This window comes from Stutzerimonas sp. Brlt_14 (assembly GCF_051948915.1).
Lineage (GTDB): Bacteria > Pseudomonadota > Gammaproteobacteria > Pseudomonadales > Pseudomonadaceae > Stutzerimonas > Stutzerimonas stutzeri.
Window position 1 is genome coordinate 125,751 of sequence record NZ_JAYJLM010000007.1, and the last position, 21,319, is coordinate 147,069.

24 protein-coding genes and 1 other RNA gene are annotated in these 21,319 nt (G+C 61.6%); 6 read left to right on the forward strand and 19 right to left on the reverse strand.

Features of this window, described 5'->3' with window-relative positions; all coding sequences use genetic code 11:
- Positions 1–4 precede the first annotated feature (4 nt).
- From mraY to rsmI, 9 genes are all read right to left on the reverse strand, one after another.
- Positions 5–1,087: a phospho-N-acetylmuramoyl-pentapeptide-transferase gene (gene mraY / locus VF716_RS17690; RefSeq protein WP_011912266.1), complete on the reverse strand. Its 1,083-nt coding sequence runs from the start codon at positions 1,085–1,087 to the stop codon at positions 5–7.
- Complete coding sequence (locus tag VF716_RS17695) at positions 1,087–2,463, reverse strand: UDP-N-acetylmuramoyl-tripeptide--D-alanyl-D-alanine ligase (RefSeq protein ID WP_440552816.1); 1,377 nt, start codon at positions 2,461–2,463, stop codon at positions 1,087–1,089. The genes mraY and VF716_RS17695 overlap by 1 nt, the downstream gene beginning before the upstream one ends.
- Positions 2,456–3,919 carry a UDP-N-acetylmuramoyl-L-alanyl-D-glutamate--2,6-diaminopimelate ligase gene (locus tag VF716_RS17700; protein WP_440552817.1) on the reverse strand — a complete coding sequence of 488 codons (1,464 nt, stop codon included), beginning with the start codon at positions 3,917–3,919 and terminating at the stop codon, positions 2,456–2,458. The genes VF716_RS17695 and VF716_RS17700 overlap by 8 nt, the downstream gene beginning before the upstream one ends.
- Positions 3,919–5,646, reverse strand: coding sequence for a peptidoglycan D,D-transpeptidase FtsI family protein (locus VF716_RS17705; protein WP_011912263.1), 1,728 nt, complete (start codon positions 5,644–5,646; stop codon positions 3,919–3,921). The genes VF716_RS17700 and VF716_RS17705 overlap by 1 nt, the downstream gene beginning before the upstream one ends.
- The gene (ftsL, locus tag VF716_RS17710) at positions 5,646–5,936 is read right to left on the reverse strand and encodes a cell division protein FtsL (protein WP_013981957.1); all 291 of its coding nucleotides are present in this window, start codon (positions 5,934–5,936) and stop codon (positions 5,646–5,648) included. Before ftsL ends, VF716_RS17705 begins: the two co-directional genes overlap by 1 nt.
- On the reverse strand, positions 5,933–6,880 hold the full coding sequence (gene rsmH / locus VF716_RS17715) for a 16S rRNA (cytosine(1402)-N(4))-methyltransferase RsmH (protein ID WP_125912597.1): 948 nt from the start codon (positions 6,878–6,880) through the stop codon (positions 5,933–5,935). The genes ftsL and rsmH overlap by 4 nt, the downstream gene beginning before the upstream one ends.
- Positions 6,877–7,332, reverse strand: coding sequence for a division/cell wall cluster transcriptional repressor MraZ (gene mraZ / locus VF716_RS17720; RefSeq protein WP_003281171.1), 456 nt, complete (start codon positions 7,330–7,332; stop codon positions 6,877–6,879). Before mraZ ends, rsmH begins: the two co-directional genes overlap by 4 nt.
- Before the next feature lie 292 nt (positions 7,333–7,624).
- Positions 7,625–7,984: RNase P RNA component class A (gene rnpB, locus VF716_RS17725), an RNA gene on the reverse strand.
- Between the two features lie 62 nt (positions 7,985–8,046).
- On the reverse strand, positions 8,047–8,910 hold the full coding sequence (gene rsmI / locus VF716_RS17730; protein WP_013981955.1) for a 16S rRNA (cytidine(1402)-2'-O)-methyltransferase: 864 nt from the start codon (positions 8,908–8,910) through the stop codon (positions 8,047–8,049).
- 121 nt (positions 8,911–9,031) lie between these two features.
- Between rsmI and VF716_RS17735 the strand changes: the two genes are divergently transcribed.
- The 4 genes from VF716_RS17735 (at position 9,032) to VF716_RS17750 (ending at position 12,477) form a co-directional block, all read left to right on the forward strand.
- Positions 9,032–10,834, forward strand: a complete 1,803-nt coding sequence (locus VF716_RS17735; RefSeq protein WP_049338792.1) for a penicillin-binding protein activator — start codon at positions 9,032–9,034, stop codon at positions 10,832–10,834.
- Positions 10,834–11,196 (forward strand): YraN family protein, encoded by a 363-nt coding sequence (locus VF716_RS17740; RefSeq protein WP_011912257.1) that lies wholly within the window; start codon positions 10,834–10,836, stop codon positions 11,194–11,196. Before VF716_RS17735 ends, VF716_RS17740 begins: the two co-directional genes overlap by 1 nt.
- A 112-nt stretch (positions 11,197–11,308) precedes the next feature.
- Positions 11,309–11,902, forward strand: coding sequence for a phosphoheptose isomerase (locus VF716_RS17745; protein WP_013981954.1), 594 nt, complete (start codon positions 11,309–11,311; stop codon positions 11,900–11,902).
- Positions 11,899–12,477, forward strand: a complete 579-nt coding sequence (locus VF716_RS17750; protein ID WP_125872868.1) for a BON domain-containing protein — start codon at positions 11,899–11,901, stop codon at positions 12,475–12,477. The genes VF716_RS17745 and VF716_RS17750 overlap by 4 nt, the downstream gene beginning before the upstream one ends.
- Positions 12,478–12,515: 38 nt before the next feature.
- On the opposite strand, the gene VF716_RS17755 is transcribed toward VF716_RS17750, so the two are convergent.
- From VF716_RS17755 to rplM, 7 genes are all read right to left on the reverse strand, one after another.
- Entirely contained in the window at positions 12,516–12,923 is a 408-nt protein-coding gene (locus VF716_RS17755) for a ClpXP protease specificity-enhancing factor (RefSeq protein ID WP_011912254.1), read from the reverse strand.
- Positions 12,924–12,935: 12 nt separating this feature from the next.
- Complete coding sequence (locus tag VF716_RS17760; RefSeq protein WP_049325403.1) at positions 12,936–13,553, reverse strand: glutathione S-transferase N-terminal domain-containing protein; 618 nt, start codon at positions 13,551–13,553, stop codon at positions 12,936–12,938.
- 85 nt (positions 13,554–13,638) lie between these two features.
- Positions 13,639–14,418, reverse strand: a complete 780-nt coding sequence (locus VF716_RS17765; protein ID WP_013981951.1) for a cytochrome c1 — start codon at positions 14,416–14,418, stop codon at positions 13,639–13,641.
- Positions 14,418–15,629, reverse strand: coding sequence for a cytochrome b (locus VF716_RS17770; RefSeq protein ID WP_013981950.1), 1,212 nt, complete (start codon positions 15,627–15,629; stop codon positions 14,418–14,420). The genes VF716_RS17765 and VF716_RS17770 overlap by 1 nt, the downstream gene beginning before the upstream one ends.
- Entirely contained in the window at positions 15,629–16,222 is a 594-nt protein-coding gene (petA, locus tag VF716_RS17775; protein ID WP_013981949.1) for a ubiquinol-cytochrome c reductase iron-sulfur subunit, read from the reverse strand. Before petA ends, VF716_RS17770 begins: the two co-directional genes overlap by 1 nt.
- A gap of 254 nt (positions 16,223–16,476) precedes the next feature.
- Entirely contained in the window at positions 16,477–16,869 is a 393-nt protein-coding gene (rpsI, locus tag VF716_RS17780; protein ID WP_013981948.1) for a 30S ribosomal protein S9, read from the reverse strand.
- A 14-nt stretch (positions 16,870–16,883) separates the two neighbouring features.
- On the reverse strand, positions 16,884–17,312 hold the full coding sequence (rplM, locus tag VF716_RS17785; protein ID WP_003287302.1) for a 50S ribosomal protein L13: 429 nt from the start codon (positions 17,310–17,312) through the stop codon (positions 16,884–16,886).
- A gap of 412 nt (positions 17,313–17,724) precedes the next feature.
- Here rplM and VF716_RS17790 point away from each other — a divergent pair, with 412 nt between their 5' ends.
- On the forward strand, positions 17,725–18,765 hold the full coding sequence (locus tag VF716_RS17790) for an NADP(H)-dependent aldo-keto reductase (RefSeq protein ID WP_440552818.1): 1,041 nt from the start codon (positions 17,725–17,727) through the stop codon (positions 18,763–18,765).
- A gap of 56 nt (positions 18,766–18,821) precedes the next feature.
- Positions 18,822–19,502, forward strand: a complete 681-nt coding sequence (locus tag VF716_RS17795) for an energy-coupling factor ABC transporter permease (protein ID WP_265661086.1) — start codon at positions 18,822–18,824, stop codon at positions 19,500–19,502.
- A gap of 12 nt (positions 19,503–19,514) precedes the next feature.
- Here the strand turns inward: VF716_RS17795 and yacG are convergent, their stop codons facing one another.
- From yacG to VF716_RS17810, 3 genes are all read right to left on the reverse strand, one after another.
- A complete protein-coding gene (gene yacG / locus VF716_RS17800; protein WP_041771656.1) occupies positions 19,515–19,712 on the reverse strand; it encodes a DNA gyrase inhibitor YacG in 198 nt (65 codons plus the stop codon).
- On the reverse strand, positions 19,709–20,317 hold the full coding sequence (gene coaE / locus VF716_RS17805; protein WP_440552819.1) for a dephospho-CoA kinase: 609 nt from the start codon (positions 20,315–20,317) through the stop codon (positions 19,709–19,711). Before coaE ends, yacG begins: the two co-directional genes overlap by 4 nt.
- 131 nt (positions 20,318–20,448) lie before the next feature.
- Complete coding sequence (locus VF716_RS17810) at positions 20,449–21,318, reverse strand: prepilin peptidase (protein ID WP_111481657.1); 870 nt, start codon at positions 21,316–21,318, stop codon at positions 20,449–20,451.
- Position 21,319: the final 1 nt, after the last annotated feature.

Here is a 21,319-nt window from a genome sequence, read left to right on the forward strand (position 1 = left end):
TCGGTTACCTCAGTTTCAGGGTGGCAAGGCCGACGAGCACCAGGATCACGGTAATGATCCAGAAGCGCACGATCACCCGGGGTTCGGGCCAGCCCTTGAGTTCGAAATGGTGATGGATCGGCGCCATGCGGAAAACGCGTTTGCCGGTGAGCTTGAAGCTGGCGACCTGGATCATCACCGACAGCGTTTCCATCACGAACACGCCGCCCATGATGAACAGCACCACTTCCTGGCGGACGATCACGGCAATGGTGCCCAGCGCTGCGCCCAAGGCCAGCGCGCCGACGTCGCCCATGAAGACCTGCGCCGGATAGGTGTTGAACCAGAGGAAGCCGAGGCCGGCACCGATCAGCGCGCCGCAGAAGACGATGAGTTCTCCGGAACCGGGGATGTAGGGGATCAGCAGATACTCGGCGAAATTCACGTTACCGGAGAGGTAACAGAAGATGCCCAGACCGCCGCCGACCATCACGGTCGGCATGATCGCCAGGCCGTCGAGGCCGTCGGTGAGGTTGACCGCATTGCTCGAACCGACGATGACGAAATAGGTGAGAATCACGAAACCGATGCCCAGCGGGATCTCGATGTTCTTCAGCAGCGGCAGGATCAGCGTCGTTTCAACCGGCGTCTGCGCAGTCATATAAAGGAAGATCGCCGCACCGAGGCCGAACACCGACTGCCAGAAATACTTCCAGCGGCTTGGCAACCCGCGCGAGTTCTTCTCGATCACCTTGCGGTAGTCATCGACCCACCCGATGGCGCCGAACAGCAATGTCACCGCCAGCACGACCCACACGTAGCGGTTGGCCAGGTCGGCCCAGAGTAGCGTGGAAATGCCGATGGCACTGAGGATCAGCGCGCCACCCATGGTGGGCGTGCCGGATTTCGACAGATGCGACTGCGGTCCGTCGGTACGCACCGCCTGGCCGATCTGGCGCAACTGGAGGGTGCGGATCAGCCACGGGCCCATCCACAGCGACAGTACCAGCGCGGTGAGGACGCCGAGGATTCCACGCAGCGACAGGTACTGGAAGACCGCGAAGCCCTTGTGGAACTGTTGCAGATACTCGGCGAGCAGCAGCAGCATCAGTGTTTCTCCATGGATGGCCCAGCGAGCGCATCGACGACTTTGTCCATCGCCGCGCTACGCGAGCCCTTGATCAGAATGGTGGTGCCGCTGCCCTGCTCGGCACGCAGGCTTTCGATCAGGCTGGCCTGATCGGCGAAATGCCGGGCACCCTGCCCGAAAGCGGCGACCGCATGGGCCATCAGTGGCCCAACGGCATAGAGGGTGTCGACCTTGCCCGCCGCGTAGGCACCGACATCGCGATGCCCCTGCTCGGCCCACTCGCCCAGCTCACCCATGTCCCCCAGGACGAGAATGGTGCGCCCGGCGAAACTGGCAAGCACGTCGATCGCGGCGCAGATCGAAGCGGGGTTGGCGTTGTAGCTGTCGTCGATGAGACGCACACCATTGGCGAGCATCTGCGCCACGGCACGCCCCTTGACGGGTTGCAGGCCCTGCAATCCGGTCACGACAGCCTCGGCGGTGATGCCCAGGGCGTGGGCGGCCGCGGCGGCAGCCAGCGCATTGGCCACATTGTGGCGGCCCAGCAGGTTGAGCTGCACGCGCAGGTTGCCCAGCGGGCCGGTCAGTACGAAATTCGGGCAACCGCGCTGGTCGTAGGCGATCGAACCAGCGGAAAAATCGGCAAGCGGGTTGTCCAGACCGAACGACACGATGCGCTTGCCAGCCACACGCTCGGCCCAGATGGGGTAGGCCTTGTCGTCACGATTCAGCACGGCGGTGCCGGTTGCGCTCAGGCCGTCGAGAATCTCGCCCTTGGCCTGAACGATCTTTTCCGGGCCGCCGAATTCGCCGACATGGGCGGTTCCGGCGTTGTTGATCAGGCTGACATCCGGGCGCACCAGGCTGACGGTGTAAGCGATGTCACCCACTCGCGAGGCGCCGAGCTCGATGACCGCGCTGCGGTGTTCGGCGCTCAGTTCCAGCAGCGTCAGTGGCGCACCGAGGTCGTTGTTCAGATTGCCGCGCGTAGCCAGCACGGCGTCGTGCCCGTGAGCACTGCGCAGAATGCTGGCGAGCATTTCCTTGACGCTGGTCTTGCCACTCGAGCCGGTGATGGCGGCGAGTGGCCCCTTGAAGGCCTCACGGTTGAGCGCCCCCAGACGCCCCAGCGCCAGGCGAGTATCGGCGACAACCAGCTGCGGCAGCGGCGCGCCCTCGACTTCGCGTGCGACCAGAGCCGCCACCGCGCCTTTGGCGGCCACCTCGGCGAGATAGGCATGACCATCGAAGCGCGGACCGGTCAGCGCAATGAACAGCTGCCCCGGCTGGATCGCCCGGCTGTCAGTGCTGACCGCAGAGAAGCTGGCATCGGCACCCACCAGACGGCCGGACAACGGCAGCTGCAGCTCGCTCAGTCGCATGGCTTCAAGCATCGGGCTTCTCCCAGGTGGACAGTGCGGTACAGGCTTCCTCGATATCGGAGAACGGCAGCCGCTCGCCGCGAATTTCCTGATAGTCCTCGTGGCCCTTGCCAGCGAGCACTACCACATCCCTGGCATTGGCGGCCGCGATGAGCCGGGCAATCGCCTGGGCGCGACCCTGCACAAAGGTCACCGCTTCCGGATTGACGAAGCCTCTGCGGATATCGTCGAGAATGCGTTCCGGCGCCTCGTTGCGCGGGTTGTCATCGGTAACCACAACCCCATCGGCCAGCCGCTCGGCGACCTCGGCCATGAGTGGGCGCTTGCCGGTGTCGCGATCACCACCGCAGCCGAACAGGCAGAGCAAGCGACCACGTGCGTGCGGACGTAGTGCAGTAAGCACCTTTTCCAGAGCGTCGGGGGTATGGGCGTAATCGATCACCACCAGTGGCCGGTCGCCGCCGCCCAGACGCTGCATTCGGCCGGCCGGGCCTTCAAGCTCCGGCAGCACGGCGAGGATCTCGTCCAGCGGGTAGTCCATGCCGAGCAAGGCGCCAACGGCGGCGAGCACGTTGCTGACGTTGAAGCGGCCCAGCAGCGGGCTGCGCAGCGAGCGCTCACCCTGCGGGGTGATCAACCGCGCATGAATGCCGTCATCGTCGAGCTGCGCCTCGGGGCAGTACAGGTAGGCAGAGGCGTCTTCCAGGCTGTAGCTGATCAGCCGCGATTCGCGCTCCTCACCGGCCAGCGCACGGCCGAAGCCATCGTCGAGATTGATCACCCGACAGCTCAGACCAGGCACGCCGAAAAGCCGCGCCTTGGCAGCGCCGTAGGCTTCCATGGTGCCGTGGTAATCGAGATGGTCGCGCGACAGGTTGGTAAAGACAGCGACGTCGAACTCCAGCGCGGCGACGCGGCCCTGATCGAGGCCATGGGACGACACCTCCATCGCCACGGCGCGCGCGCCTTCCTGCTTCAGCTGAGCGAGGGTCGCCTGAACGCCGATCGCATCCGGCGTGGTATGCCGCCCCATTTCCAGCTGACCGTAGAAACCGGTGCCCAGGGTGCCGATGATCCCGCAGGGTTCCCCGAGACGGTCGAGGGCCTGGGCGATCAGCTGGCTGACGCTGGTCTTGCCGTTGGTTCCGGTGACACCGACCAGACGCAGGTTGCGGCTGGGCTCTCCGTAGAAGCGCCCGGCTATGGCCGAGAGCTGACCGGCCAAGTGATGCACCGGCACCATTACCGCGGCACCGGTCAGCGCCTGATCCAGCCCTTCGGATTCGTAAGCGACCGCAGCGGCGCCGCGGGCAATGGCGTCCTGTACATGATCGCGCCCGTCATGCTGCAGCCCCGGCACCGCCAGGAACAGGTCGCCACCACGAACCTTGCGGCTGTCGAGCGTCAGCTCGCGGATCAGGACGTCACTGCCGGCGTGTGGCAGCAGGTGATTCAATGGCATCGGCATCAGCTGCGCCCTCCCTTGCCTTTGGCCGCTTCCGCGGTCTGCAGCTCGGCGGGCGGCGGCAGGTTGTCCGGCGCGACATTCATCAGGCGCAGTGCGCGCGCCATGACCTTGCCGAACACCGGAGCGGCCACCAGACCACCGTAGTACTGACCCTTGCTCGGCTCGTCCACGACGACCACCGCGGCGATTCGCGGGTTGGAAAGCGGCGCGACGCCGGCGAAGAACGAACGGTAAGCATCCTTGGTATAGCCACCGGTACCGGAGATCTTCTTCGCGGTACCGCTCTTGCCGCCGACGTGGTAGCCCGGCACCTTGGCCCGCGCGCCACCGCCGCCTTCCTCCTCGACCACCGCCCGCAGCATCTGCAGCACGGTGCCGGAAATCTGCTTGTCGATAACTTGCACGCCGTCCTGCGCGCGATCCAGGCGCAACAAGGAGAGCGGCACGTTGGTGCCTTGGTTGCCCAGCACGGCATAGGCGTGCGCCAGCTGTACTGCCGTCACGGAAAGGCCATAGCCGTAGGCCAGGGACGCGGTTTCCGCATCCCGCCACTTGCGATGGTTGGGCAGGTTGCCGACGCGCTCGCCAGGGAAGCCCAGGCCGGTGTCCTGGCCGAAGCCCGCCTGCTGCATCACCGCGTAAACCGGCTCGGCACCTATATCCAGGGCGATCTTGCTGATGCCGACGTTGCTCGACTTCATCAGGATTCCGGTCAGCGACAGCATGCCGCCGCGGGACACGTCGCGGATGGTATAGCGGCCGATGCGCATCCAGCCCGGCAGCGTGTTGACCACCGAATCCGGCTGGTACTTGCCGGTCGCCAGCGCCGCCGCGATGCTGAACGGCTTGACCGTCGAGCCCGGCTCAAAGACGTCGATCATGGCGCGGTTGCGCATCGCCGCCGGCTGCAGGTTGCGCCGGTTGTTCGGGTTGTAGGTCGGCTGGTTGGCCATGGCGAGGATCTCGCCAGTCTTGACGTCCACCATCACCAGGCTTGCCGCCTTGGCACCGTATTCATGCACGACGTTGCGCAGCTCGCTGTGGGCGAGGTACTGCAGGCGCAGGTCGATCGACAGCGCCATGGCCTTGCCGGGCTTGGCGTTCTTGGTGACCTGGACGTCCTTGATCAGACGCCCGCGGCGGTCCTTGAGCACCTGGCGCTTGCCCGGGACACCGGCCAGCCACTCGTCATAGGCCAGCTCCATGCCTTCACGACCTCGATCGTCGATGTCGGTGAAGCCGACTACGTGCGCTGCCACTTCGCCTGCCGGATAGAAGCGACGGAACTCCTCCTGCGCGTAAACGCCGGGAATCTTCAGGTCGAGAATTTCCTGGCCCTGCTCCGGCGTCAGGCCGCGCACCAGGTACATGAATTCGCGCGAGGCTTGCGATTGCAGCCGTTCGCTCAGCACCGCTGCGTCCTGCCCGAGCGCCTTGGCGAGTTCTGGCCAGCGGGCGCGCGCGGCCTGCAGTTCCTTGGGGTTGCCCCAAAGAGTGGTCACAGGCGTGCTCACGGCGAGCGGCTCGCCGTTACGATCGGTGATCAGACCGCGGTGTGCAGGAATCGGAATATGGCGAACGCTGCGCGCGTCGCCCTGGCCTTTCAGGAAGCCCTGATCCATGACCTGCAGATCGACGATGCGCCAGGCGATCACGCCCACCAGCAACGCCAGCAGCGCGAGAACGATGCGAAAGCGCCAGGGATAAAGCGCGCCCTGAAGACTCATCATGGCTTCACCAATCGGACGTCTGCCGCCGCAGGAATGTGCATGCGCAGCTGCTCGGTAGCCAGCGTCTCGATGCGGCTGTGTGCCGTCCAGGTGCTCTGCTCGAGAATCAGTCGTCCCCATTCGGCCTGAGCCTTGTCACGCACGCTGAGTTCGCCATACAGCTCGTTCAACAGCTGACGGTTCCAATGCGCGCAGTAGGCAACCGCGATCGCCGACAGGAGAACGCTGACGAACAGCACCAGCATCAGCAGGCTGCCATTGGGCATGGCACGCAGCACGCGGCTCATCGCACTTTCTCCGCGACACGCATGACAGCGCTGCGCGAGCGTGGGTTGGCCTTCACTTCCGCTTCGGATGCGTACTGCGGCTTGCCGATCAGTTTCAGGCGCGGCTCGAAGGCCTTCGGGATGATTGGCAGGTCACGCGGCAGCTTGTCTGCCTCGCCCTTGGCGTGCCGACGCATGAACTGTTTGACGATGCGATCTTCCAGCGAATGGAAGCTGATGACGACCAGGCGACCGCCCACTTCCAGCGCATCCAGCGCTGCGTCGAGACCACGCTCCAGATCGCCCAGCTCGTTGTTGATATGAATACGCAGCCCCTGGAAGGCCCGCGTTGCCGGGTTCTTGCCTTTCTCCCAGGCTGGATTGGCGTCGGTCAGCACCTTGGCCAGATCGGCGGTTCGCTCGAAGGGTGCCTCAGCGCGCCGCTGTACCACTGCACGAGCCATACGTTTGGCGAAACGCTCTTCACCGTACTCCTTGAGCACTCGTGCGATCTCGTCCTCATCGGCCGAGGCAATCCATTCGGACGCACTCACGCCACGACTCGGATCCATGCGCATGTCCAAGGGGCCATCGTTCAGAAAACTGAAGCCGCGAATGGGGTCGTCCAGCTGAGGCGACGACACGCCGAGATCAAGCAGAATGCCGCTCACAGCCCCCATCCAGCCGCGTTGCGCGACTTCGTCACCGAGCTCGGCAAAACTTCTCTGCACAACGACAAAGCGGCCGTCCTCGGCCGCCAGCGCTTGTCCCGTAGCGATAGCTAATGGGTCCTTGTCGAACCCTAGCAACTGGCCATTAGGACCGAGCTGTTGCAGAAGTAGCCGGCTATGGCCGCCCCGCCCGAAGGTCCCGTCCAGATAGCGACCATCGGCGCGCACGTTCAGCGCCGCGACGGCTTCGTCGAGCAACACGGTGATATGTCGCAGGCTGCTGATCTGGCTCACAGGATAAGGTCACGTAGTTCTTCCGGCAGACCGCCGGGTTGCTTGATGGCCGCCAGGTCCGCGTCAGAAATCGCGTTCCAGTCGTCCTCGTTCCACAGTTGAAACTTGTTGAGTTGCCCCACCAACATCGCGCGCTTGTCCAGCCGGGCGTATTCACGCAGACGCGGCGGCACGACCACTCGACCGCTGCCATCCATTTCCAGGTCGACCGCGTTGCCGATCAACAGACGCTGCAGGCGGCGGGCCTCTTCTCGCAGGGAAGGCAACTCACGAAGTTTTGCCTCGATGAGTTCCCACTCGGGTAGTGGATATATGCACAAGCAGCGGTCCACGGCGTCGATCGTGATGATCAGCTGGCCATCGCCACGGGAATTCAGCTCGTCACGGTACCGGCTGGGCATGGCTAGCCGGCCTTTGGCGTCGAGACTGATGGCGTTAGCTCCGCGAAACACGCTTGCGCTTCCCCTGAATTAGCTATCCATGCCCATATTTACCCACTTTCTGCCACTTCCTACCACTTGTGCGCACTATAGAAACGCAGCCGCCCCACCGTCAAGGCGAGCCCAGCGGGAAAAAGCCTTACGGAGCGGCAATTTAGCGATGTCAGGTGGGGATAAATGGGGAAAAGCGGACAGGCCCAGAATGGCTTTTTAGGAGCAGCAAGGAGTTACTCAACAAAGTTAAAGTACTTTGTTAAGAGCAAGAATCTTTCGAAATTAAAAACGGAGATTACGGAAGGAAGAAACGGAGAGTCGATCTGTAAGCCGGGTTCTGTCGAGGACAGCCATTCCTCTACGACAGCCATCACTGACTGCCTCTAGCAACCTACCCGGATCCAGCGCGGGCCACGCCAATGGATCCCTATTTGGTCTTGCTCCAAGTGGGGTTTACCTAGCCACGGACTGTTACCAGCCGTGCGGTGCGCTCTTACCGCACCTTTTCACCCTTACCGGCGCCGAGGCGCTTAGGCGGTTATTTTCTGTGGCACTTTCCGTAGGCTCACGCCTCCCAGGCGTTACCTGGCACTTTGCCCTATGGAGCCCGGACTTTCCTCCCTCCCTTCTTGCCGGAACAAAAAGAGACAGCGACTGTCCGATCGACTCTCCGACCGCCAGAGTACCGTCGCGCGCACCATGCCGCAAGCGAAACGCCGGCAGGGCGCCTTGCTACTTACGCTCTAGCGCCGCCTGATACAGCAGATTCTTGCGCACGCCAGTAATGTCGGCCGCGACGGCAGCAGCGCGCTTGAGCGGCATTTCTGCCAATAACAGATCGAGCACCCGCAGCGCTTCGGCGCTCACCGCGCTCTCGCCTTGCGGCGCCTCCCACCCTTCCACCAGCAGCACGCATTCGCCTCGCTGCTGGTTGCTGTCCGCCTCGACCCAAGCGCGTAAAGCCCCCAACGGCAAGCCCTTCAAGGTTTCGAAGGTCTTCGTCAGCTCGCGCCCAAGCACCGCCATGCGCTCACCACCGAACACATCCTCGAAATCTCCCAGCGACTCGAGTATGCGATGCGGGGCTTCATAGAAGATCAGCGTACGCGGCTCCTCCTTCAGCGCCTCGAGACGTGTACGTCGCGCAGCCGCCTTGGCGGGAAGAAACCCCTCGAAGATGAAACGGTCCGACGGCAAACCCGCCGCCGAGAGAGCGGCTATCAGTGCGCAGGCCCCCGGCACCGGGACGACAGCCACTCCTGCCGCCCGGGCCTGACGCACCAGATGGTAGCCAGGATCGGAGATCAAGGGCGTGCCGGCATCGGAGATCAGCGCCACGTCATCCCCTGCCTGGAGTCGCTCGATGAACCGCCCCCCTTCGTTGCGCTCGTTATGCTCATGACAAGCGGCCAGCGGCGTCTGGATACCGAAGTGCGCCAGCAGCCGCGAGGAGTGGCGAGTGTCCTCGGCGGCGATAAGCGCCACCTCGCGAAGTACACGCAGCGCCCTGGCGCTGATGTCCTCCAGATTGCCGATCGGCGTGGCGACGACATAAAGCGTACCCACTCCGGAATTCGCACCACCGCTGGCAGTCACAGGGCATACCTCAAACAGGAAATCCGCATTGTAGCCCGATTCACCGCCGCAACATCGCGGCCCCTTCGGTGGTTGGGTACAATCGGCCGACACTCGCAGTGCTTTCAGGAACGATTAACCAATGGCTTGCTTACGCCCCCTCCTTCTCCTCTGCGTCGCCACCCTGCTCGCAGCCTGCTCCAGCTCCCCCTCGTCCACGCTCGGCGAACTTCCCCGGACGCCGCAGGCATCCACTCAGCAACTGTTGAAGCAGGCTGAGCAGAGCGACGCCGAACAGGCCGCCCAGCTGCGCCTGGCAGCTGCCGATCAGAGCATTCAGCAGGGCAACCGCGCGCAAGCCCGCAGCATTCTGCAGCAGGTTCAACTGGACGCACTGAAGCCTGCGCAGCAAATTTTCGCACTGACGCTGCAGGCCGAAATCGCACTCGCCGACGGGGAGCCCGAAAAGGCAGAACAAGCGCTGCAGCACCCGTCATTCGAGCGTCTGGGCGAGCTTCCCGTCAGCCAGCAGATTCGCAGCCAGCTCGCTCGCGCCCAAGCACTGGAGGCAAACAACAAGCCTTTAGCAGCCGCCCGTGAGCGCGTATTCACTGCGCCACTGCTGAGCGGCGAGCAGGCGCAGGCCAACCACGAAACCATCTGGAAACTCCTGTCCGCCCTTCCCGAGCAGCAACTGCAAGGCGCCGCCGATACCGATCTGGCCGGCTGGCAAGCCTTAGCGCTTTCGCTCAAACGCGCCGGCACCATCGCGCAGCAGCAACGCGCTATCGACGACTGGATCGCGCAGAACCCTCAGCACCCCGCCGCGCAGCAGCTCCCGGAGTCACTGCAGAAGCTGCGTGAACTCGCCGACCAACCGCTGAATCACGTAGCGCTGCTTCTTCCTATGGAAGGCCAACTGGCGAGCGTTGCTCGTGCCCTTCGCGACGGTTTCCTGGCTGCTCATCTGCACGCACAGCAGGCCGGTGCCGAACTGCGCATCGAGCTGTATGACAGCTCGCGGATGAAGTCCATCGACGACTTCTATCGCCAAGCCCAGGCCGCTGGCGTACAGCTGGTGGTCGGCCCGCTCGAAAAGGACCTGGTGCGCCAGCTCGCGGAACGCGATCAGCTACCTATCACCACATTGGCGCTCAACTACAGCGACGCCGGACAGCGCACACCACCTCAGCTCTTTCAGTTCGGCCTAGCTGCGGAAGATGAAGCACGCGAAGTCGCTCGCCGCGCGTGGGCGGACGGCCATCGCCGCGCAATCGCGCTTGCACCTCGCGGAGAATGGGGCGTAAGGATTCTGGAAGCCTTCCGCCAGAGCTGGCAGGAAGCAGGCGGAACGCTGGTCGCATCAGAGCCACTGGCCGAACCCGTCCAGCTGGCCAACCAGATCGCCGATCTGCTGCAGCTACGCAACAGTGAGCAGCGCGGACAGCGCGTAAGCAGCATCACAGACGCATCCACCGCCAGCCAGCCAACACGTCGGCAGGACGTCGATTTCATCTTTCTGGCGGCCACACCACAACAGGCCCAGCAGGTCAGGCCGACCCTGATCTTCCAGTACGCGGGCGACCTGCCGGTATACGCCACATCCCACCTGCACGCGGCCAATCATGACCGCACACAGTACCTCGACCTTGAAGGGATCCGCTTTGCCGAGACGCCATGGCTGCTGAACGACCAGCTGCCCCTTCGGCAGGAAGTCGAGCAGAAATGGCCGCAAGCGGGCGGAAGCCTCGGCCGGCTCTATGCCATGGGTGCCGACGCCTACCTGCTGGCACCCCGACTCAATCAGTTGCTGGCCCTTCCGGACACTCACCTCGATGGGCTTTCCGGCACCCTAAGCCTGAACCCACAGCAGCGAATCGAGCGCCAGCTGCCCTGGGCACAGTTCCGCGATGGCGCCGTAGAGCGGCTGGACGAGCCGCAGTAATGAGCGAAAGCCAGAGCAGCGGACGCTCTGCCGAAGCACTGGCCCTGCAGCATCTCAGCGACAGCGGCCTGCGCCTACTCGAACGCAACTGGTCGTGCCGCAGCGGCGAGCTCGATCTGGTCATGCTCGACGGCGATACAGTAGTATTCGTCGAAGTCCGCTACAGGCGGCATACCGCCTGGGGCGGCGCCCTGGAAAGCGTCGATGTGCGCAAGCAGCAAAAGCTGATCAAGGCTGCCCAGTTGTTTCTGCAGGCACATGGCCGCTGGGCCAAGCACCCTTGCCGCTTCGACGTAGTCGCCATCACCGCGCCAGGCCAAGCAAAGGACCTGAACTGGATCCGCAACGCATTTGAAAGCTGAACGAAACACTGCGCGGCGACCGCTGCGCGATGCCGTCCGGCCCTAGCGAACCGCAAGTGCATCGTCCGACCGCTTTTTCGGGCGAGCCTGCCACCTTGAAGGTCAACCACCAATGGACATGCAAACCCGAATCCGCCAACTCTTCCAGGCCAGCATCGAAACCAAGCAGCAGGCCATGGAGGTGCTAGCCCCCAGCATCGAGCAAGCCGGCCAAGCGATGGTTAATGCACTGCTCAGCGAAGGCAAGATCCTGACCTGCGGTAATGGCGGTTCAGCCGGCGATGCCCAGCACTTCTCCTCGGAACTGCTGAACCGCTTCGAGAGAGAGCGCCCAAGCCTTCCGGCCATCGCACTGACCACCGACAGCTCCACCATCACCTCGATTGCCAACGACTACAGCTACAACGAGGTGTTCTCAAAGCAGATCCGCGCGCTGGGGCAACCCGGGGACGTGCTGCTCGCCATCTCCACGAGCGGTAACTCCGCCAACGTGATCCAGGCGATCCAGGCTGCCCACGACCGGGAAATGCTGGTAGTTGCCCTCACCGGCCGCGATGGCGGCGGGATGGCCTCGCTGCTGCTGCCGGAAGACGTTGAAATCCGCGTACCGGCAAAAGTGACCGCACGCATCCAGGAAGTCCATCTCCTGGCGATCCACTGCCTCTGCGACCTGATCGACAATCAACTGTTTGGGAGTGAGGAATGAACCGTTTCCGCTTGCCTGCCATCACCCTGGGAATTTGCCTGGCCGTCAGCGGCTGCAGCTCGGTGTTGACGGCCACGCGCGACGACCCGATCGCCGACAATCGGGGCACACGGACCATCGGCAGCAAGATCGACGACTCGCTGATCGAGACAAAGGCAGCGGTCAACATTGCCAAGGCCCATCCGGACCTCGACCAGCGTAGCCACATCGTGGTTGCCAGCTACAACGGCGTCGTGCTGTTGGCCGGGCAGACGCCTCGCGAAGAACTCAAGCAGATGGCAGAACAGGCAGCCAGCGGCGTGCAACGCGTCAAGCGCGTACACAATGAGCTACAGATTCTGCAGCCCTCGTCCGCACTGGCACGCAGTAACGACTCCTGGCTGACCACCAAGATCAAGACGCAGATGCTCGCCGACAACAGCGTGCCTGGCTCGCGAATCAAGGTGATCACTGAGAACGGGATCGTCTATCTGCTAGGCCTGGTCACACGCCAGGAAGGCAGCCGCGCGACTAACCTTGTCCAGGGCGTCGCCGGGGTACAGCGGATCGTCAAGCTGTTCGAATATATCGACTGATCGGTCAGCGGCGCCCTATCACCGGGCGCCGCATCACCTCATTTTACGACCTTCAGACTCGGGCGACCGCCCGGTCGCGGCCCCTCTCCTCCAGCAGCGCCACCAGCATCGCTCGGCGCGTCATCGTCCGGTGGAGTCGGCTCGATCTCGAACACCATGCCTTGCCCGTTTTCCCGGGCATAGATCGCCATGACCGCAGCGGACGGCACGTTCAATGAATGAGCTACGCCACCAAAGCGCCCCTCGAAACTGATCGCCTCGTTATCCATATGAAGATGCCGCACGGCGCTGGGGGCGACGTTCAATACGATCTGACCATCGCTGGCGTAGCCTGCCGGCACCTGCACCCCCGGATAATCGACATTCACCAGTAGGTGCGGCGTGCAATCGTTGTCGACGATCCACTCGTAAAGTGCTCGTACCAGATACGGGCGACTCGAATTCATTGATGACCTCGCTTAGCGCATGTTGCGCTCGACGGCGGAAAGACTGGCCTGGAAAGCCTCGCGAGCGAAATTGCGCTCCATGTAATCGAGCAGCGGCTTGGCCGCTCGAGGCAACTCGATACCGAGTCTGGGCAAACGCCAGAGGATAGGCAACAGACAGCAGTCGACAAGGCTGATCTCGTCACTCATGAAGTAAGGCTTTTCCGCGAATATCGGCGATACACCGATCAGGCTTTCACGGAGCTCCTTGCGTGCCTGAGCGCGCTGAGCCTCCGCGACGCGCTGGTCGAGAATGCGGTCGGCCAGCGAACACCAATCACGCTGGATACGATGGGCCAACAGACGCGTATTGGCGCGCGCGACCGGATAGACCGGCAGCAGCGGTGGATGCGGATAGCGCTCCTCCAGGTACTCGAGAATCACGCCGGGCTCGTATAGCGCCAGATCTCGATCCACCAGTGTGGGCACGCTGGCGTATGGATTCACCTCGGCCAACTTGACCGGACACTGGCCTGCATCGACATCGACGATGTCCACGCTAACCCCTTTCTCGGCGAGAACAAGGCGAACGCGATGACAGTAATGATCGGCAGGATCGGAATAGCAGCCCAACCGGTTGGTCGCAGCCATAGGGCCTTCCTCACTATATCTCGAGGCAGAAAAAACACGCGCGCCCATTGGGCGCGCGCAAGGTACAACGATTACCGCGAAGTGCTTAGTGAACGTCTTTCCAGTACTCGCGCTTGAGCAGGTAGGCGAACACGAAGAACACAGCCAGGAACAGCAGCACGTAGGTGCCGATGCGCTGGCTTTCCAGCTTGACCGGATTGGCCGAGTAAGCCAGGAAGGTCACCAGATTCTTGATCTTCTCGTCGTACTCAGCCTCGGAGAGCGACCCAGTACCAGGCTCGACAACCATCTGGTCACAGGCTTCCTGAGTGATCGGTGTGCCGGTCAGCGGATCGAACTGCTTGCGGCCATTCTCGACCACTTGAACCTGCTTACATCCGACAACCCGGCGCCCCTGGAGCGGAGCCAGAACATGCGGCATACCAACATTGGGGAACACGCTGTTGTTGACGCCGTACGGACGCGCCGGATCTTCATAGAAGCTGCGCATGTAGGTATACAGCCAGTCGTTGCCACGAACACGAGCAACCAGGGTGAGATCCGGCGGAGCGGCGCCGAACCAGACTTTGGCGTCTTCAGGCTTCATACCGATCTTCATGTGATCGCCAAACTTGGCGTCCGTGAAGACGATATTGTCCATCATCACCTCTTCCGGGATACCCAGATCGGTGGCGACGCGCTCATAGCGCTGATACTGCGCACCATGGCAACCCATGCAATAGTTGGCGAAGGTCTTCAGACCATCCTGCATGGCCGCCTTGTCGGTCAGGTCGATATCGACCTTATCCAAATGTACCGCCGGGCCGGCCGCGAAAGTGAAGGCCGGCAGAATTGCAAGAATCAATGCAGCAAATTGCTTTTTCATCAGCCATCCACCCTTTCCGGAACCACTTTGGTCTTCTCGAGCTTGGTGTAGAACGGCATCAGGATGAAGTATCCGAAGTAGATAGCAGTACAGATCCGCGACACCAGAGTACGCTCAGGCGTCGGCGACAGTACGCCCAGTACACCGAGAATGATGAAGGAGATGCAGAACGCCAGCAGCGCGATCTTGCTCATCCAGCCCTTGTATTTCATGGACTTGACGGGGCTGCGATCCAGCCACGGCAGAACGAACAACACTGCGATAGCGGCCCCCATAGCGATCACGCCGAGCAACTTGTCGGGTACCGCACGCAAAATCGCGTAGAACGGAGTGAAGTACCAGACAGGTGCGATGTGCTCAGGCGTCTTGAACGCGTTCGCCACTTCGAAGTTCGGCTTCTCGAGGAAGTAGCCGCCCATTTCCGGGAAGAAGAATACAACCGCGCAGAAGACGAAGAGGAACACCACGACCCCGACGATGTCCTTCACGGTGTAGTACGGATGGAAGGGAATGCCATCGAGCGGCACGCCGGCTTCATCCTTGGTCTTCTTGATATCCACGCCCAGCGGGTTGTTCGAACCCACTTCGTGCAGCGCCAGAATGTGCAGGACGACCAGACCGAGAATCACGATCGGCAGCGCAATCACATGCAGGGCGAAGAAGCGGTTCAGCGTGATGCCCGAGATCAGGTAGTCACCACGGATCCACTGGGTCAGATCGTCGCCGATGACCGGAATGGCACCGAACAGCGAAATGATCACCTGCGCACCCCAGTAGGACATCTGGCCCCACGGCAGCAGGTAGCCCATGAAGGCCTCGGCCATCAGCGCGAGGTAGATCATCATGCCGAAGATCCACACCAGCTCACGCGGCTTCTGGTAGGAGCCGTAGAGCAGACCGCGGAACATGTGCAGGTACACCACCACGAAGAAAGCCGAAGCTCCGGTGGAATGCAGATAGCGGATGATCCAGCCGTACTCGACATCACGCATGATGTACTCGACGGAGGCGAACGCACCTTCAGCCGACGGCTCGAAGCTCATGGTCAGCCAGATACCGGTAAGAATCTGATTGACCAGCACGAGCAACGCCAACGAACCGAAGAAGTACAGGACGTTGAAGTTCTTGGGAGCGTAGTACTTCGAGAGGTGATCTTCCCACATCTTGGTAGCGGGGAAGCGGGCGTCAACCCATTCCATGAACTTGCTCATCAGGCGTTCTCCTGGTCCACACCGATGATGATGACATTATCGGTCTCGTACGAGTGCGGGGGCACCGGCAGGTTCAAGGGAGCAGGCTGCGCCTTGTAGACGCGACCGGCCATATCGTATTTGGAGCCGTGGCAAGGGCAGAAATAGCCACCCAACCAGTCGGCGCCGAGATCGGCCGCAGCCACCTCGGGACGGAACGAAGGCGAACAACCCAAATGAGTGCACAGCCCTACGACCACAAGAAGCTCGGGCTTGATAGACCGGTTCTTCGGGTCGACATATGCAGGCTGGTCGGACTCCTTGGACTCAGGATCGGCCACCTGGGCAGCGACCTTCTCAAGATTCCCGAGAACCTCGTCGGTTCGACGCACAATAAACACCGGCTGACCACGCCATTCAGCAACCATTTGCTGTCCAGGCTCGATCTTGCTGATATTTACCTTTACCGGCGCACCGGCAGCCTTGGCCTTGGCACTTGGGAACCACGATCCCACGAACGGGACCGCAGCACCCACCGCTCCTGCAGCGCCCACCACCGAAGTGGCGGCCACAAGGAAGCGACGCCGGCCTGCATTCACGCCGTCATTGCTCATTCAGTCGTCTCCCATCAGCTTCTTATGGCCTGCCGTGAAGCAGGCATGTACTACGTAAAATTGAGCCGCGAAAAATTCGCCAAATGGTAAAGAAAAGACCCTCTTCTGACAAGGTAATAGCCTGTCACAATGCCTTTACCCTCAGGCAAACCAAGCCCTCCAGCGCGCGACACACTGTCGCACCAAAACAAAAGTGCAAGGCAAAAAAAACGCCCAGCTCCGAACGAAACTGGGCGTTTCTTTGAAAGCGCGAATTAGCGCTTGGAGTACTGCGGACGCTTGCGTGCTTTACGCAGACCGACCTTCTTACGCTCGACTTCACGGGCGTCACGAGTGACGAAGCCAGCCTTGCGCAGCGGGCTACGCAGGCTCTCGTCGTAGGAGATCAGTGCACGAGTGATACCGTGGCGGATAGCACCAGCCTGACCACTGACACCACCACCCAGAACGGTGACGTAGATATCGAACTTTTCGACGGTCTCGGTCAGCTCCAGCGGCTGACGCACGACCATGCGAGCAGTTTCGCGGCCGAAGAAATTATCCAGCTCACGGTTGTTGATGGAAATCTTGCCAGTGCCCGGGCGCAGGAAGACGCGCGCGGTTGCAGTCTTGCGACGGCCAGTGCCGTAATTTTGAGTCGCCGACATAATGAACTATTCCGTTAAATCTTCAGTTCTTGGGGCTGCTGAGCGGTGTGCGGGTGGTTAGCACCCTTGTAAACCTTCAGCTTACGATACATGTCGCGACCCAGCGGATTCTTCGGCAGCATGCCTTTCACCGCAGTCTCGATCACGCGCTCAGGCGCCTTGGCGATCAGCTTCTCGAAGTTGATCGACTTGATGCCACCCGGGAAACCGGAGTGAGAGTAGTACATCTTGTCGCTGGTCTTGGCACCGGTAACACGCACTTGCTCAGCATTGATCACGACGATGTAATCGCCAGTATCGACGTGAGGGGTGTATTCCGGCTTGTGCTTGCCACGCAGGCGGCTGGCGATTTCGGTTGCCAGACGACCCAGGGTCTGGCCGGCAGCGTCGACGACGAACCAGTCGCGCTTGACGGTTTCCGGTTTAGCAGTAAATGTCTTCATTCGTTATAGCCTCAGGGGCCGCCCTGAAAATAAGACGGCGAATCTTACTGAATAGTGCTCGCCCTGACAAGAACAGGGCAGCCGGAAACAGACGCTATCGGGGGCTCGGGTCAGCGCGTCCGCCACGGCAGTGGTTCGGTAGGCTAGGCATCCCCTACCATTGGCTTGCGTCGACGGGCTAGGCATCCCCGCCGACAGGCTGCGGAATTATCCTGATTGCCAGAAAAATAGCAACCAACATTTATCCTCTCGGAGTTCCGAAGCGCCCGTCGTCTCAGCAAGCGCCGGCGTGCATGCACCGCTATATGCCAGAGCCCCATCGGGCACTTCGGGCGGTCGCGATCACTCTCATGTCATGGCCAACTTCGTTAATCTCGCATCCCTAAAACTTTCGCCAGCCCGGAGGCACTCCATGGAATTTCGTCCGCTCGGCCGAACCGACCTGAATGTAAGCTCACTCTGCTTGGGCACCATGACATGGGGCGAGCAGAACACCGAGGCTGACGCCTTCGCTCAGATCGACATGGCCAAAGCCGCTGGCATCAACTTCATCGATACTGCGGAGATGTATCCCGTCCCGCCGCGCCCGGAAACCTACGCCACCACCGAGCAGTACATTGGCACCTACTTCAAGAGCCGCGGCGATCGAGCCGACTGGATACTCGCAACCAAGATCGCCGGCCCTGGCAACGGCATCAGCCACATTCGCAACGGCCGTCCGCGATTCAACCGTGAGCACATTCGCACCGCCCTTGATGACAGCCTGCGCCGACTGCAAACCGACTGGATCGACCTTTATCAGCTGCATTGGCCGGAACGCAGCACGAACTTTTTCGGGCGTTTGGGCTACCAGCACCTGCCGGACGATGATTTCACACCTCTGGAAGAAACGCTTGCCGCCCTTGATGACGAAGTCAGAGCCGGTCGAATCCGCCACATTGGCATTTCCAACGAGACCCCCTGGGGCGCCATGAAGTACCTGCAACTGGCCGAGACGCACAAATGGCCGCGCGCCGTCTCGATACAGAACCCCTACAACCTCCTCAACCGCAGCTTTGAGGTGGGCCTGGCGGAGATCAGCATGCGTGAACAGTGCAGACTGCTGGCATACTCGCCATTGGCGTTCGGCATGCTGAGCGGCAAATACGAAAACGGCGCCAGCCCGGCGAATGCGCGACTTTCACTATTCCAGCGCTTCGCACGCTACAACAACCCACAGGCACGAGCCGCCTGTTCCCGCTATGTCGCCCTAGCCCACCAGCATGGCCTGGAGCCCGCGCAGATGGCCCTTGCCTACGTAACATCCCGGCCCTTCGTCACCAGCAATATCATCGGTGCCACGACACTGCAGCAGCTCGAATCCAATATCGGCAGCCTTGATCTGACACTGTCGAACGAAGTCTTGGCAGCCATCGACGCCATTCATACGGCGCGACCGAACCCGGCGCCCTGACACAGAAAAAACGAGCCATCAGCAGTTTCAGGTAACGACACACAGGATCCGACAGGATGATCGCCGCGCATCTCCTAGCTCCCTCCACCCTTGTCGCAGGTTGGCTGATCTATTCGCTTGCCTTGCTCTGGGCGGCGTGGCGCGCCCCCTGGGTCGAGCTCTTCAGCGATGCGCGACGGCAACACCTGCTGTTCGGAGCGATGCTGGCCATCTTTCTGCTGTGGTTGGTTCGCCGGGACTTCGACTCCGGTCTTTCATTCCACTTCATCGGGCTGACGGCAGTGACCCTGCTGCTCGATTGGCCGCTGGCGATCATCGCAGCTCTGGCGGCCCAGCTGGGCCTGACCCTTACCGGCCATCAGCATCTCACCGCCCTGGGGACCAACGGCGTGCTGCTGGTGTTGATCCCGGTCTTTGTCACAGTCATCTGCGCCCGCCTGGTGGAGCGATCCCAGCCGCGCAACCTCTTCGTCTTCATCTTCTTTGCGGGCTTCTTTCCAGCGGCACTCGCCGCCCTGGCCTGCATCCTGGCATCACTCGGCATACTTCTGCTCGACGGTCGCTTCCCGATGCCGCCCTGGCTGGAAGACTTTGCCGGCTACATCTGGCTCGTGATGTTTCCCGAGGCGTTCATCAACGGCACGGCAATCACGGCGCTGGTCGTCTTCTATCCGGACTGGATGGAAAGCTTCAACCAGAGCCGCTACCTGCAGGCGCCCTGGAAAGAAGATAAATGAGGAAACTGCGAGTCAATGCTCGCGGGGCGGCAGATCACCGGAAAACAGCTCATCCTCCAGATCGCTTCCGGGAATGGCGTGCTCCTCCGCAGCCCAAGCCCCAAGATCGATGAGTTTGCAGCGCTCAGAGCAAAACGGCCGACTTGGGCTCTGAGGCCCCCACTCCACTGGCGCCCCGCAGGTGGGGCACTCGACTACAGTCGCGGTCATTTCTGGCCTCCTCGCAATGTCAGATAGAAGCGGTGCAAACGCTCGACTTCCGATTTGAGCCACGCCAGATCACGGTCATTCACAAGGACATCGTCCGCATGCCGCAGGCGCTCCTCCCGCCTGGCCTGGACCTGGATAATCGCCCGCACCTGCTCTTCAGTTGCCTGATCACGAGCCGCGGTGCGAACGACCTGGAGAGTATCCGGCACATCGACCACCAGTACACGCTCAACCTGGCGATACTGCCCGGTTTCTATAAGCAACGGAGACACCATGATGGCGTAAGGAGACGTCGCTGCCGCCAGGTGCTGCGCCACCTCGGCGCGAATCAGAGGATGCAAAAGGCTCTCGAGCCATTGGCGCTCAGCCGTATTCGCAAATACCCGCTCACGCAGCGCAGCACGATCCAAGCCGCCCTCTGGCAGCAGTACGGCATCGCCGAAATGCTCAGCAATCTGCCGCAACGCCGGGCGACCGGGCTCAACGACCCAACGCGCCGCTTCATCGGCATCGACTACATGCACGCCAAGACTTGCAAACTGGTTTGCCACTGCAGTCTTGCCACTGCCAATACCGCCGGTCAACCCGAGAACCCAAGGCTTCATCCGTCTAATATCCCAGGCCAAATAAGACGCGCGCAGTAGTAACCACTCGGCGAGCTATGCGCAAGCCTCAGCGTTCGAAATAGGACGACAGAGAAAAGCCGATCGGTGACAGGTCGACCGACCGAGCGGAGTTAGAAGCGAGCGAACTGGAGGTAGCTTTCGGTAATTCGGTCGCCCCAAAGCAACGCAATCCACCCCGCTATCGCCAGATACGGCCCGAACGGAATGGGCGTACTGCTTTCAGCCCGCTGCACCCTCAGCAGAATACTGCCAAGCACGGCGCCGACCACCGACGACAGCAAGATAGTGAGCGGCAGAACCTGCCAGCCACCCCAGGCACCAAGCATCGCCAGCAGCTTGAAATCGCCGTAGCCCATCCCCTCTTTGCCTGTGATCAGCTTGAACAGCCAATAAACGGACCATAGGCTCAGGTAACCGGCTATCGCCCCCCACAGCGCATCCTCGAGAGAGGCGAACAAAGCAAAGCTGTTGGCAATCAACCCTAACCACAAGAGCGGCAGCACGAGCGAGTCAGGCAGCAACTGATGATCGACATCGATCATGCTCATCGCCAGCAACCCCCAGGTCAGCAGAAGCATCGCCCCTGCCTGCCAGGAAAAACCGAAATGCCATGCCACGTATCCGGATAGCACACCACACGCCAGCTCAACCAACGGATATCGACAGCTGATCGGCGTCTGACAAGACGAGCACTTTCCACGCAGCGCCAGCCAGCTGACCAAGGGAATGTTCTCCCAGGCACGGATACGATGACCGCAGTGAGGGCAGCGTGAACTCGGCACCAATAGATTGAAACGCTCCCCAATTGGCTCGGGCGGATAATCCAAATATTCCCGCGCCTGCATGCGCCATTCGCGCTGCATCATGATAGGCACACGGTAGATGGCAACATTGAGAAAGCTGCCAACCAGCAGACCGAGCACTGCAGCAGACAAAACAAAGGCCAGCACATGGCTGGCCAAGAAATCAATCAAACCCATA

Bases quoted from the DNA above. Each gene is read 5' to 3' on its own strand.
- mraY (WP_011912266.1), bottom strand. From the start codon at position 1,087: ATGCTGCTGCTGCTCGCCGAGTATCTGCAACAGTTCCACAAGGGCTTC.
- VF716_RS17695 (WP_440552816.1), bottom strand. From the start codon at position 2,463: ATGCTTGAAGCCATGCGACTGAGCGAGCTGCAGCTGCCGTTGTCCGGC.
- VF716_RS17700 (WP_440552817.1), bottom strand. From the start codon at position 3,919: ATGCCGATGCCATTGAATCACCTGCTGCCACACGCCGGCAGTGACGTC.
- VF716_RS17705 (WP_011912263.1), bottom strand. From the start codon at position 5,646: ATGAGTCTTCAGGGCGCGCTTTATCCCTGGCGCTTTCGCATCGTTCTC.
- ftsL (WP_013981957.1), bottom strand. From the start codon at position 5,936: ATGAGCCGCGTGCTGCGTGCCATGCCCAATGGCAGCCTGCTGATGCTG.
- VF716_RS17735 (WP_049338792.1), top strand. From the start codon at position 9,032: ATGGCTTGCTTACGCCCCCTCCTTCTCCTCTGCGTCGCCACCCTGCTC.
- VF716_RS17740 (WP_011912257.1), top strand. From the start codon at position 10,834: ATGAGCGAAAGCCAGAGCAGCGGACGCTCTGCCGAAGCACTGGCCCTG.
- VF716_RS17745 (WP_013981954.1), top strand. From the start codon at position 11,309: ATGGACATGCAAACCCGAATCCGCCAACTCTTCCAGGCCAGCATCGAA.
- VF716_RS17750 (WP_125872868.1), top strand. From the start codon at position 11,899: ATGAACCGTTTCCGCTTGCCTGCCATCACCCTGGGAATTTGCCTGGCC.
- VF716_RS17755 (WP_011912254.1), bottom strand. From the start codon at position 12,923: ATGAATTCGAGTCGCCCGTATCTGGTACGAGCACTTTACGAGTGGATC.
- VF716_RS17760 (WP_049325403.1), bottom strand. From the start codon at position 13,553: ATGGCTGCGACCAACCGGTTGGGCTGCTATTCCGATCCTGCCGATCAT.
- VF716_RS17765 (WP_013981951.1), bottom strand. From the start codon at position 14,418: ATGAAAAAGCAATTTGCTGCATTGATTCTTGCAATTCTGCCGGCCTTC.
- VF716_RS17770 (WP_013981950.1), bottom strand. From the start codon at position 15,629: ATGAGCAAGTTCATGGAATGGGTTGACGCCCGCTTCCCCGCTACCAAG.
- petA (WP_013981949.1), bottom strand. From the start codon at position 16,222: ATGAGCAATGACGGCGTGAATGCAGGCCGGCGTCGCTTCCTTGTGGCC.
- rpsI (WP_013981948.1), bottom strand. From the start codon at position 16,869: ATGTCGGCGACTCAAAATTACGGCACTGGCCGTCGCAAGACTGCAACC.
- rplM (WP_003287302.1), bottom strand. From the start codon at position 17,312: ATGAAGACATTTACTGCTAAACCGGAAACCGTCAAGCGCGACTGGTTC.
- VF716_RS17790 (WP_440552818.1), top strand. From the start codon at position 17,725: ATGGAATTTCGTCCGCTCGGCCGAACCGACCTGAATGTAAGCTCACTC.
- VF716_RS17795 (WP_265661086.1), top strand. From the start codon at position 18,822: ATGATCGCCGCGCATCTCCTAGCTCCCTCCACCCTTGTCGCAGGTTGG.
- yacG (WP_041771656.1), bottom strand. From the start codon at position 19,712: ATGACCGCGACTGTAGTCGAGTGCCCCACCTGCGGGGCGCCAGTGGAG.
- coaE (WP_440552819.1), bottom strand. From the start codon at position 20,317: ATGAAGCCTTGGGTTCTCGGGTTGACCGGCGGTATTGGCAGTGGCAAG.
- VF716_RS17810 (WP_111481657.1), bottom strand. From the start codon at position 21,318: ATGGGTTTGATTGATTTCTTGGCCAGCCATGTGCTGGCCTTTGTTTTG.